Raw genomic sequence first — 11,611 nt, forward strand, 5'->3', positions numbered from 1 at the left:
CGTGTCGGGTCAACGCGAATTCTGTTGCAGTGCAGACCTCAGACGCGAACCGGCGTCGGGCCCCGGTGCGGCCGGTGAGAATGCGATCGATTACATCGACGACGATTATGTCGACGTGGATGGTCGGGTTGTCCCGACAGTCTTGGAGGTGGCCAGGCTGATCTCCAGTGCGATGGACGGGTGCGGAATCGTCGGCGCAGACATTCTTCATCTCAGTCATCCCTCGGATTGGGGTGCCCCACGCAGGCGGCGATTGCTCGATGCAGCACGTCGAGTGGCGTACGACGTCGTACTCGTTCCGACGTCGATCGCGGCGGCGAGGTCGGCTCATACGGCTTGGCGATCGCGGTGTGTCGTCCTCGAACTGCGAGGCGGAACGGTGGTCGCTTCTGTTGTCGCTGAGGTCGACGGTGAACTCCGAATCGACGGAACACAAAGTTCGGAGATCGCAGACGTTGCGGGGTTGTTTTCCGCAATCGGGGATCTATCGGTTCGGGACGCTGTGGTGTTGGTCGGGCCGAGCTCTCATGCTGTTGCGGCTTCGCTCGAACGGGGGGCGACGAATGTTCACGGCCACGCGAGCATCCGAATTCTGGACGAGAGCCGGGTGGCTGCGTCTCTGGTGGATCCTCAGACGCTCGTTCGCCAGACAACCGCGCGGGACAGTTCGGGACGAATCGTCGACAATTCGGCTTTTGGCGCCGGGTGGGTAGGCGATACGGATGGCGCGAAGTCGATTCCTGGCGCGGACTCGAATGCCTCTTCGCCGCGTCGCGTCGGCGGGCGGCGAAGAGGCCGTCGATGGTTCGCGGCGGCGCTTGCGGTGGTCGCCGTCGCCGGTGCGGTCGCAGCAACGGTCGTGGTGTCCACTCGCGATCGAGGCGATTCTCGGTTGGCGGGGTCGGTCGCAGCCACGGCGGAAGTCGAAGTCGAGATCGTGGAGGCGTCGAAAGAGCAGGAAACGCCTGCACCGAAGACTTCGATCTCGTCGATCGAGTCCGGGGCCACGCCGGAACTTACTCGTGTGGACGTGGGAAGCGTTGCGGCAGAAGTGCCTTCCGATTGGAAGCTTCTGTCGCGAGGGACCTCGAGCGGGCGTACCGATTTGGTACCCGGTTCGGGTGCGGATCGCAAGATCGTGGTCATCGAGAAACGTCTTGCGGAAGGTGTGGGATTCGATTCCGTCGAAGCTGTTTTGCGTCAGCAGTTTTCGACGTTCGAGGACCCATTGCGGTTCGCAGAGTTTGCTGTGCTCGACGATGCCGCAGGAAAACGGGCAGTGGTGTACGTCGAGTTTCCGGACGATTTCTCCGAGGTGCGTTGGCGCGTGTACGTCGACAACGGACGGCAAGTGAGTATCGGCTGCCAGTATCTGGTCGGTGAGTGGGGCAGTCTCGAAGCGGACTGCCTGCGGATGTGGCAGTCGGTCGAATTCACACCGTGACCGGATCGGTCGGTTCTGAAAATATTCTTCGGTCGGGCCGGAACCGTTGGTACGAAGGTCGCGTCAAAGTATGTGTAGCGCACATCAGGGAGTTCCGCTCGACCCCGGTGCACATCCGACGGACAAAGCCCGTTGTGTGTGATCGCCGATACCGAACGGTACTCACCGAATCCAGGGGGACGACATGGGCTTTACCGCAACTACCGCTGAATTGATCGATTCGGCGGGGACCATCGACGGACATCTCGGTGACATCAGGGGGCTGGTCAACGCTGTTCGGTCGGAGGCCGACGCTTCGCACAATTCGTGGAACGGTGCGGCGCAGGTCGAATACGCAGGAATCATGGAGCGATACAACAGCGCGGCCCTGAAGTTGGACACAGCTCTGACCGACATCTGCGAGCAGATCAAACAGGCCGCGGGAACCTTCGACTCGACCGAAGACGACAACGTCAGCTCGCTTCGCGGCGCGACGGTGAACATGTCCTGACCGCCAGCTCTTCATCGTCCGATCAAGCAATCCTCAGCCAGTAGTTCTCACAAGTTAGTTCTCACAAGTTCTCTCCAGTCACACCGAACCGGGAGCAGTTATGTCCGACAGGATCAAGTACGACTTCGGCGGCCTCGCAATGCTGTCCGATCAGATGAAACAGCAGGCCAAAGCGATCAACGACAAGCAGGGTGACATCAAGGTCGTCGTGGACAAGCTGCAAGCAGGCTGGGAAGGGGCAGGTTCCGAAGCGTGGAACGGCGCACAGCGTCGCTGGGCCCAGGCTTCCGAAGAACTGAACATGGTTCTCGCGCAGATCGCCGGAGCGACGGCGAGCGGCTCGGAGAAGATGCAGGAAGCTGATCGGATCGCCGCAAACGGATTCGGTCGCTGACAACATCCCATGCCGTGATGACACCCCGCCTGCCCCGGTACCGTCAGGTTGCCGGGGCAGGCGCATGTCGATCGCTCGCATCGCTGTGCTGGACGATGATGCTGTTGGCAGGAATGGCTGCGCTTTGACCTGGCAGCGGGTAGACCGGTATCGTCTATCGGTGGCGTGCCGTAGGGCTCCGGCAGAAATGCGTGGAGACCGGCGGTTCTCGGGTCTCAACTGGCCGCCGAGGATCGTTTACGCGATACGCACATGGTCAGCAGTGGAATGAATTAAGACGAGGAAGATCTGTGTCTACGTACACCCCGAAGGCCGGAGATGTGACCCACACGTGGCACGTCATCGACGCCACTGACGTGGTGCTCGGCCGTCTTGCCGTTCAGGCAGCGAACTTGCTGCGTGGCAAGCACAAGCCCACCTACGCGCCGCACATCGACGGTGGTGACTTCGTTGTCATCATCAACGCAGAGAAGGTTGCCATCAGCGGCAACAAGCTGCAGGGCAAGAACGTTTACCACCACTCCGGATTCCCGGGTGGCCTGAAGTCCCGCACTGTCGGTGAGGTCCTCGACAGGACTCCCGATCGTCTCGTCGAGAAGGCCATTGTCGGCATGCTCCCCAAGACGAAGCTCGGCCGCGCAATGAGCAGCAAGCTCAAGGTTTACGCGGGCCCGAATCACCCCCACACCGCGCAGCAGCCGGTGCCGTTCGAGATCAAGCAGGTCGCACAGTGACATCGCCGGAAGAGCAGAACGTGTCCGAAGAGAACATCGAAGCAGTGGAAGAGCTTGTCTCTGACGCAGTCGAGGTCGTCGAAGAGGTTGCTGCAGCTACGCTCGCACCGATCGTCCTCGATCGCCCGGTCCAGACCGTCGGTCGCCGCAAGGAGGCTGTCGTTCGCGTCCGGATGGCTCCCGGTACCGGTCAGTTCAAGCTCAACGGTCGTACGTTGGAGGACTACTTCCCCAACAAGGTTCACCAGCAGCTGATCAAGGCTCCGCTGGTGCTCGTCGAGCGTCCCGAGTCTTTCGACATCATTGCACTGCTGCACGGTGGCGGCCCGTCCGGTCAGGCAGGCGCACTGCGTCTGGCTATCGCGCGCGCACTCATCGAGGTAACCCCTGATGATCGTCCGGCCCTCAAGCGTGCAGGCTTCCTGACGCGTGACGCCCGCGCGGTCGAGCGTAAGAAGTACGGCCTGAAGAAGGCCCGTAAGGCATCGCAGTACTCCAAGCGCTGATGCTTTGCCGAGGTTGACCCGACGGGTCTGCTTCGGCACCTGTTCACCACAAGAGCGGGCGTCCATCGTTACCGGACGCTCGCTCTTGTGTTTCTCGGAGAAATTCCCTTCTCGAGTTCCCTTCTCGAGGTTCACAGGATTCAGGAGTCGTTCTATGGGTCGGTTGTTCGGTACTGACGGTGTTCGTGGACTTGCCAATTCGGATCTGACTGCAGATCTTGCATTGAGATTGGCAGTTGCCGCGGCGAGCGTACTGACAGCCGATACCGCGGACGAACGTCCGACCGCCGTGATCGGCCGCGATCCTCGCGCCAGCGGTGAGATGCTTCAAGCCGCGGTGACCGCAGGATTGAGTTCCGCGGGTGTCGACGTGCTCGACGTGGGTGTTCTTCCGACTCCGGCAGTTGCATACTTGACGGCAAAGCTCGACGCCAGTCTCGGTGTCATGATCTCTGCATCGCATAATCCCATGCCGGACAACGGAATCAAGATTTTCGCAGCCGGTGGACACAAGCTCGATGATGCTGTCGAGGTGGCGATCGAGGATGCACTCGACGGCACTGCACCGCCCGTCCTACCGACAGGTGCCGGGATCGGCCGCGTCCGTACGGTCGACGACGCCGCTCAGCTGTACCTTGCGCATCTGGCGAGCGCGGCGAGCGAGCCACTCGCTGGACTCACCGTTGTGGTCGACTGCGCCAACGGCGCTGCTTCCGCGCTCGCACCGGTTGCCTACGCGGCAGCTGGCGCTCGCGTCATCGCGATCAGCGCCGATCCCGACGGCCTCAACATCAACGACGGCTGCGGATCGACGCACCTGGAGAATCTTCAGAAAGCCGTAGTCGATCACGGGGCGGACCTAGGCCTCGCGCACGACGGCGACGCCGACCGTTGCCTGGCCGTCGACGAGACCGGAGCGGTGGTCGACGGTGACGCGATCATGGCAGTTCTGGCGATCGCGATGAACGACGCCGGCGAGTTGGTCGAGAACACTCTCGTCGCGACTGTCATGAGCAATCTCGGTTTGCACATCGCGATGCGCGAGGCCGGTATCAACATCGTGACTGCTGCCGTAGGTGACCGCTACGTTTTGGAGGAACTGCGCGCGGGCGGATACAGCCTCGGCGGCGAGCAGTCAGGCCATGTCGTGTTGCCGGCGTTCGGCACCACGGGCGATGGGATTCTCACCGGCCTCCGGCTGCTCGGACGCATGGCTCGCACGGGTAAGTCGGCATCCGCACTGGCCGCAACGATGACAACCCTCCCGCAGGTTCTGATCAACGTGAAGGTCGGGGACAAGGCGACAGTCGCAGCATCGCCGTCGGTACTCGCAGCAGTCGCGGACGCAGAGCGCGTCCTCGGTGACGGTGGTCGCGTGCTCCTGCGCCCGTCCGGGACCGAGCAACTGGTCCGCGTCATGGTCGAGGCCACCGAACTTCCGCTCGCGCAGAAGCTGGCCGACGAGTTGGCCGAGATCGTCGGTTCGGTTTAGCCCCCCATTACGGCATTCGCGTTTTGAGGGAACGTAATTGCGCCCTGCTGCGTCCAAGGAGTCAAAGGCCGCTCGACGTTCGAGTGGTTCCGCTGAAACTTGGGAGCGCTCGTGGATGTCGACCGCGCTGGAACAGATGAATTGGCACGCCAAGCGGTGTCGGTGGCCCAGGCTCTGCGCGATTCTGCCGAGCCGATCAGGCGTCTGCGATTCAGCGGTGCCGTTTCGGGCCGTGATTACGCCGAGCATGGAGCCGCGTTGGCGTCGGCATTGGCGGTCCTGAATTCTCGCTTGACTGGCCGTGCGGATCTTCTCGATGCGTTGGCGCGTCGGCTTTCCTCTTCGGCTGAGGTGATCGCTGAGGTGGACGGTCAGGGTGCGCAGCGATTGCGAGACTCCAGCGGGTCGGTCTCATGAGACGGACGAGCGGTACCGCACAGGCAGTACCAAACAGCTACTATTGCGTCGAAGATATTCTTGCACTGCGTGATTCGCGCGTGCGTCCTGACGAAATCCTGGATGCTGGTGCGAGGGGACTGCAGTTCTTCGATCGATTTCACGACCTGGCCTCTCGGTTGGGCTTCGAAGAACGGATGCTTACGTCCTACGAGGATGCGTATCGCGCAGAGGCTGGTATCGATTTCGAGGCACTAATGCGAGATGCGTCGGACATGGCCGCAGCGGTGGACGGTTCGGTCGCCGAGATCGCGATGCTGACGACCCTGGCGGAGAATCTTCCTGCAGTGTGGAATGTTTCCGGCGTGGGTGCGGTCGTAGATCATGCCTTCGCGGCGCGGCGTGAAGCTCGGTCCGATGCGGATCCGGCGCCACTGTTGATCACGCTGGCCGACGAGTTCGCGCGGACGGTTCGAACGGCTTTGGCAGACAAGGCTTTCAAGGTGGCAAGCCTCGACCGGGCGACGATCGGCGGTCTGGGTGCGGGGGAGATCGACCAGCTGACTCACGTCGCTTCCACCGGTCGTGGTGCGGCGCCATGGCTGGACACGGTTTTTCGTTCGGCGTATCTCGATACTCGCGATGAATTCGACAGGGCGTGTGCGGAGTGCGCGAGCGCGGTTGGTCATGCTTTTGACGCCGCGACCCAGTGGGTGACAGACGCGTTCACGTCAACCTTTCCGATCGCCGAGCCGAGTGCATCAGGTGTCGCCGCCGCTCCTGTCTCTTTCTCGATCGGCGGCAACACTTGGGGCTTCTCGATTGCGTCCGACGGTCGTGGGGTGAGTCTGGATGTTGCAGGTGCTGACGGGAACTCTGTGTCGGCCACCCTGGAGTTGAGCGAAAATGGTTGGCCGAGAATAGTGCTCGATGCCGATCCGGAGATGTCGCTGCACGAGGCGCGCCCGCAAGAAGCGTCCCAGCCTGCGACACTCCAGCCCGAAACTCCCGACCCTGAGATTCGCGAGCACGAGGTGCCGGTTGAATCCAACGCCGAGTTCTCGCCCGCGCCGGACCCGGAGCCGCCTTCCACAGTCCCCGACGAGTCGATCGTGGCTCCCGACGGAGGGACGGGCGCTGAGTTGGCCGGAGCTGGTCCGCTGTGAAGTCCGTTCACGCGCCGTTCGAAGCGATCCGTCGAACCCTCGATTCTCAACTCGACGACTTCCGTGAGCGCAGAGTGGCCGCAGCGAGCGCGGAATCGCACCAGGAGCCGCCGTCCGAAACGACATCCGCCGAGAATGACACGGATGGGCCGGTCAGGTCCGGCCCGTATCTGCGATCCGCGTCAGAGCCGACGCCGACGCCGCCGTGCTCGCCGCCGGAGTCGGTGGCGAGTACGGACTCCTACTTACGCAACAGCTGGCTGGCCCGCGCGTCGGAGTGAGGTTCGACCGGCAGCAACGGCGCCGTGTGCGGAATCTCGACGTCGGGATCAGCAAAATCCTTGTACTTCTTGTCGCCGGTCAGATGGAACAACAGGAAGCCCGTGAGCAGGCACCGTGTGGCGGCCTGTGTCTTGCGCTCGGATCCACCGAGGCCCAGGGCGCCGAGGAGTCGGCGGCCTTCGATCAGTCCGGCGTCTTGGGCGTCATTCACGGTACGTGCGATGACAGGACCGCCCCACTCCACGCTCAGCGGCCGGGCATTGCTGGTCAAGGAATCGACGTCGTCTTCGCCGGCGAGGATCAATCCGGGCGCTGTGATCTTCGACGCGTAGTTCTCCGCCTTGGGTGCTGTCGGGGCCGGGAACAGTGCGGCTACCGCACCGACATCCCCGCGCTGCGCTGCGGCCAGTACCGCAGCGCCCGCGCCCATGCCGTGACCGGCAAAGGCGACCCGATCGGGTTGGACGCTGATCTGTCCGGGGCCGAGTCGCACGCCGACGCAGATGTCGAGCGTCGCTCGAAGATCTGCAGCCAATCCGAGATGTGACGGGACCGGACCGCGTTCGCTGTCGGGCGCCGCTGCGACAATTCCCCAGGAAGCGAGGTGCTGGAGTGTCTGCTCGTACTTGTGGGACCCGACCATCCACCCGTGCGCGAAGGCAACGGCGGGGAGATTGAAACCGGTTTCCGGCGTGTACACGACACCCGGCTGTCCGGCCAGGGCGAGGTTGCCGCGGAGAACTCGGTGCGGGCCGCGCTTGGACAGCTCACGGGTCAGTGTCTTCAGTTTCGGTGCCACGGTTGAAGACGTTATCCGATGAGCCGCCTCGTGTATGCGGAGCGGACGCTGCAACCAGGTGCGGGAACCGCAAAATGCGCCCACCGCCGATGTCCAAGTACCCTGAGTCACCATGTGCGGAATCGTGGGATACGTCGGCCACCGCCCAGCTCTGGGCGTTGTGGTGGAGGCTTTGCGACGAATGGAGTATCGCGGGTACGACTCGTCGGGAATCGCGATTCTCGACGGAACCGGTGGGGTCGAGATCGAGCGTAAGGCCGGTAAGTTGGCCAACCTCGAGGCGGAGCTCGGCGAGTACGGTGCGGATCACTTCGTCGGTACGTCCGGTATGGGCCATACCCGTTGGGCGACGCATGGGCGTCCGACGGACCGCAATGCGCACCCGCATCGTGATGCCTCGGGCAAGCTGGCTGTCGTTCACAACGGAATCATCGAGAATTTTGCCCCGCTGCGTGCGGAGCTCGAGGCTGCAGGCGTCGAACTGCAGAGCGACACGGATTCCGAGGTCGCGGTTCACCTCGTCGCCCGGGCGTACGCCCAGGGGCCGACGGCAGGTGATTTCATCGAGAGTGCGCTGTCGGTGGTTCGTCGGTTGGAAGGTGCGTTCACGCTCGTTTTCACGCACGCTGATCATGCGGACACGATTGTCGCCGCGCGCCGCTCGACACCGCTCGTAGTCGGTGTCGGTGAGGGCGAGATGTTCCTCGGCTCCGACGTCGCTGCATTCATCGAGCACACACGCGATGCGGTTGAACTCGGACAGGATCAGGCAGTGGTGATCACTGCCGACAGCTACCGGATCTCCGACTTCGCGGGTAACGAGGCAGAAGGACGCCCGTTCCGCATCGACTGGGATCTCGCGGCCGCCGAAAAGGGTGGTCACGATTACTTCATGCTCAAGGAGATCGAAGAGCAGCCGACTGCTGTCGCCGACACGCTCCTCGGCCACTTCGAAAACGGGAAGATCGTCCTCGACGAGCAGCGGTTGTCCGATCAGGAACTGCGCGACGTCGACAAGGTGTTCGTTGTCGCTTGCGGTAGCGCTTACCACTCCGGTCTGTTGGCGAAGTACGCGATCGAGCATTGGACGCGTCTACCTGTCGAGGTCGAACTCGCCAGCGAATTCCGTTACCGCGACCCGGTTCTCGATCGCTCGACGCTTGTTGTCGCAATCTCGCAGTCGGGGGAAACGGCCGATACGCTCGAGGCTGTCAAGCACGCCAAGGACCAGAAGGCACGCGTCCTGGCGATCTGCAACACCAACGGTGCACAGATCCCGCGTGAAGCCGACGCAGTCCTCTACACCCGGGCAGGACCGGAAATCGCGGTCGCGTCCACCAAGGCGTTCCTGGCGCAGGTGACCGCGAACTACCTCGTCGGTTTGGCTTTGGCGCAGGCTCGCGGAACCAAGTATCCGGACGAGGTCGCCCGCGAGTACGCCGACCTCGAAGCGATGCCCGCATTGGTCAGCAAGGTACTCGAGACGGCAGAACCGGTGCGCGCGTTGGCGCGCCAGTTCGCGCACGCGTCGACCGTGCTGTTCCTGGGGCGTCACGTCGGCTACCCGGTGGCGCTCGAGGGTGCGCTCAAGCTCAAGGAGCTCGCGTACATGCACGCCGAGGGCTTTGCCGCCGGTGAGCTCAAGCACGGCCCGATCGCCTTGATCGAGGAGGACCTTCCGGTCATCATCGTCATGCCGTCGCCGCAGGGCCGCGCTGTCCTGCACTCGAAGTTGGTGTCCAACATTCAGGAGATCAAGGCGCGCGGGGCGACGACTATCGTCATCGCTGAGGAAGGCGACACCGTCGCCGCGGCGCACGCGGATCACCTGATCGAGATTCCGGCGTCACCGACTCTGCTGCAGCCGTTGCTGTCCACGGTTCCGTTGCAGATCTTTGCGGCCGAGGTTGCCGCGGCGCGTGGCTATGACGTCGACAAGCCGCGTAACCTGGCGAAATCGGTTACGGTCGAGTAGCTTTCGCTAGAAAATCGGGCCCCGCAGTCGCAAGACTGTGGGGCCCGAGCGCGTTACGGCGTCTCGACGACGACGGTTCCGCGCATCTCGGGATGCGGTGTGCAGGTGTAGTCGTAGGTTCCGGGTTCGGTGAACGTGTAGGTGTAGGTTCCCGATTTCTTGAGCGGACTGCGGAGTTTGCCCTTGGCGTCCCCGAGGCCGTTGACGTCGTGGGCCATTCCGTTGTCGTCGAACACCCACGTGACCGTCTCGCCGACATTCACGGTGATGGACGCGGGGGAGTACGCCATCCCGGAGATGGTCACCACGGGTCCGCTGGCCGTCGTTTCCGGAGCCGGTGGTGTGGAGTCGGTGCCGGAACTGCACCCGACCAGACCGAGAGCGAGCACGAGACCCGCGATTGCCGGGCGAAGACGTGATTTCATGGTTTCGAGGGTAGCGACGGCAACTGAAGGGTTCCGACATGCGTGGGTACTACACAGCCGATCAGGTGCGAGCAGCTGAGGCGCCGCTGCTCGACAAGCTGCCCGACGGGGTGCTGATGCGTCGAGCGGCGTACGGTCTTGCGCGAGTAGTCGCGGACGAATTGCGTTCCCGTACAGGGTCGGTCGCGCATCGGTCGGTGACGCTGCTGGTCGGTACGGGCGACAACGGCGGTGATGCCCTGTGGGCCGGTGCGTTGCTCCGCGAACGAGGTGTGAGCGTGCGGGCCGTGTTGCTCGATCCGGCGCGCGCTCATCGGGCGGGCCTCGATGCTCTCTTGAAGGCCGGCGGCCGAGTCGCCGCCGAAGTCGGGTCGCCGGATCTGGTGATCGACGGCATCGTCGGGATTTCCGGGCACGGCGGTCTACGGCCTGACGCGGCCGATCTCGTCGGCCAGGTGGATGCACCGATCGTGGCGGTCGATCTTCCGAGCGGCGTCGACGCGAACACCGGCGCAGTGGACGGCCCGTCGGTGACTGCTGATGTGACGGTCACATTCGGTGCGCTCAAGCCGGTACACGTACTCGCGGCTCCGCTGTGTGGTCGTGTCGAACTCGTGGACATCGGATTGAGCGTCGGCGAACCCGAGTTCGGTTCGCTCGATCCGGCGGAGGTCGGTGCGCTGTGGCCGGTGCCCGGTCCGGAGGACGACAAGTATTCGCAGGGTGTGGTGGGCATCGTTGCGGGAAGTGAGCAGTATCCCGGCGCGGGCGTGCTCTGTACCGGTGCCGCGGTTACCGCGACCGCCGGCCTGGTCCGCTACGCCGGGCACGGCGCCACCGAGGTGCTCGCCCGGTTCCCGGAGGTGATTGCGAGTGAGACGTTCCGAGCCGCCGGGCGAGTTCAGGCGTGGGTGGTCGGCCCCGGTATGGGTACCGACGACGACGCCGCGCGACTTCTGGCGTCGGTGCTGGCTACTGATGTACCCGTTGTTGTCGATGCGGACGGACTTACCCTCCTCGCTCAGCGTCCCGAACTTGTCGCAGCCCGGACCGCGCCGACACTGTTGACGCCCCACGCCGGCGAGTTCGCTCGATTCACAACTCTTGGCGACGACAGGATCGCGGCCACGCGTGCTCTTGCCGCACGCCTCGGAGTCACGGTCCTGTTGAAGGGCCATACGACGGTGATCTCTGATCCCGGCGGTGAGGTGCTGGTCAACGACGCCGGCGGCTCCTGGGCATCGACGGCAGGCTCGGGTGACATCCTCTCCGGTGTGATCGGTGCGTTGCTGGCGTCGGGTCTTAGCCCTCTCGAAGCCGGGGCCGTCGGGGCGCGGGCTCACGCGTTGGCTGCGAACATCGCCGCTGCCGGCGGTCAGAGGGATGTCGCCGGAGCACCGATTTCGGCTTCACCCCTGCTGGGAGGTCTGCGGGAATCGGTGCGTGTGCTTCGCTCTTTTGCCCTCGATTGAGGGTGTTCAAACCCGAACACGTGTCCGATTCTGCGT

13 protein-coding genes are annotated in these 11,611 nt (G+C 63.6%); 11 read left to right on the forward strand and 2 right to left on the reverse strand.

Annotation, left to right across the window (positions count from 1 at the left end):
* Window position 1: 1 nt before the first annotated feature.
* From PCS43_RS09315 to PCS43_RS09355, 9 genes are all read left to right on the forward strand, one after another.
* Complete coding sequence (locus tag PCS43_RS09315; RefSeq protein WP_270923021.1) at window positions 2–1,444, forward strand: type VII secretion-associated protein; 1,443 nt, start codon at window positions 2–4, stop codon at window positions 1,442–1,444.
* Window positions 1,445–1,628: 184 nt separating this feature from the next.
* Entirely contained in the window at window positions 1,629–1,934 is a 306-nt protein-coding gene (locus PCS43_RS09320) for a WXG100 family type VII secretion target (protein WP_003940986.1), read from the forward strand.
* 100 nt (window positions 1,935–2,034) lie between these two features.
* Window positions 2,035–2,328: a WXG100 family type VII secretion target gene (locus PCS43_RS09325; protein ID WP_270923022.1), complete on the forward strand. Its 294-nt coding sequence runs from the start codon at window positions 2,035–2,037 to the stop codon at window positions 2,326–2,328.
* Between the two features lie 290 nt (window positions 2,329–2,618).
* The gene (gene rplM, locus PCS43_RS09330; RefSeq protein WP_003940842.1) at window positions 2,619–3,062 is read left to right on the forward strand and encodes a 50S ribosomal protein L13; all 444 of its coding nucleotides are present in this window, start codon (window positions 2,619–2,621) and stop codon (window positions 3,060–3,062) included.
* The gene (rpsI, locus tag PCS43_RS09335; RefSeq protein ID WP_007728596.1) at window positions 3,059–3,568 is read left to right on the forward strand and encodes a 30S ribosomal protein S9; all 510 of its coding nucleotides are present in this window, start codon (window positions 3,059–3,061) and stop codon (window positions 3,566–3,568) included. Before rplM ends, rpsI begins: the two co-directional genes overlap by 4 nt.
* A 154-nt stretch (window positions 3,569–3,722) precedes the next feature.
* The gene (glmM, locus tag PCS43_RS09340) at window positions 3,723–5,060 is read left to right on the forward strand and encodes a phosphoglucosamine mutase (RefSeq protein ID WP_007728598.1); all 1,338 of its coding nucleotides are present in this window, start codon (window positions 3,723–3,725) and stop codon (window positions 5,058–5,060) included.
* 111 nt (window positions 5,061–5,171) lie between these two features.
* Window positions 5,172–5,477, forward strand: a complete 306-nt coding sequence (locus PCS43_RS09345) for a hypothetical protein (RefSeq protein WP_007728600.1) — start codon at window positions 5,172–5,174, stop codon at window positions 5,475–5,477.
* Between the two features lie 80 nt (window positions 5,478–5,557).
* The gene (locus PCS43_RS09350) at window positions 5,558–6,622 is read left to right on the forward strand and encodes a hypothetical protein (RefSeq protein WP_270923023.1); all 1,065 of its coding nucleotides are present in this window, start codon (window positions 5,558–5,560) and stop codon (window positions 6,620–6,622) included.
* On the forward strand, window positions 6,619–6,903 hold the full coding sequence (locus PCS43_RS09355) for a hypothetical protein (RefSeq protein WP_003940907.1): 285 nt from the start codon (window positions 6,619–6,621) through the stop codon (window positions 6,901–6,903). The genes PCS43_RS09350 and PCS43_RS09355 overlap by 4 nt, the downstream gene beginning before the upstream one ends.
* Here PCS43_RS09355 and PCS43_RS09360 read toward each other — a convergent pair.
* Window positions 6,864–7,703, reverse strand: coding sequence for a poly(ethylene terephthalate) hydrolase family protein (locus PCS43_RS09360; protein ID WP_003941000.1), 840 nt, complete (start codon window positions 7,701–7,703; stop codon window positions 6,864–6,866). The two genes, PCS43_RS09355 and PCS43_RS09360, sit on opposite strands and share 40 nt — an antisense overlap.
* A gap of 112 nt (window positions 7,704–7,815) precedes the next feature.
* Here PCS43_RS09360 and glmS point away from each other — a divergent pair, with 112 nt between their 5' ends.
* Window positions 7,816–9,678 (forward strand): glutamine--fructose-6-phosphate transaminase (isomerizing), encoded by a 1,863-nt coding sequence (glmS, locus tag PCS43_RS09365; protein WP_003940837.1) that lies wholly within the window; start codon window positions 7,816–7,818, stop codon window positions 9,676–9,678.
* Between the two features lie 53 nt (window positions 9,679–9,731).
* Here glmS and PCS43_RS09370 read toward each other — a convergent pair whose 3' ends face one another.
* Window positions 9,732–10,103, reverse strand: coding sequence for a plastocyanin/azurin family copper-binding protein (locus PCS43_RS09370; protein WP_003940908.1), 372 nt, complete (start codon window positions 10,101–10,103; stop codon window positions 9,732–9,734).
* Window positions 10,104–10,141: 38 nt separating this feature from the next.
* On the opposite strand from PCS43_RS09370, the gene PCS43_RS09375 reads away from it, so the two are divergent.
* Window positions 10,142–11,575 (forward strand): NAD(P)H-hydrate dehydratase, encoded by a 1,434-nt coding sequence (locus PCS43_RS09375; RefSeq protein ID WP_081557612.1) that lies wholly within the window; start codon window positions 10,142–10,144, stop codon window positions 11,573–11,575.
* Window positions 11,576–11,611: the final 36 nt, after the last annotated feature.

Origin of the sequence: Rhodococcus sp. C-2 (genome assembly GCF_027854095.1) — a bacterium.
Taxonomy (GTDB): domain Bacteria; phylum Actinomycetota; class Actinomycetes; order Mycobacteriales; family Mycobacteriaceae; genus Rhodococcus_F; species Rhodococcus_F qingshengii.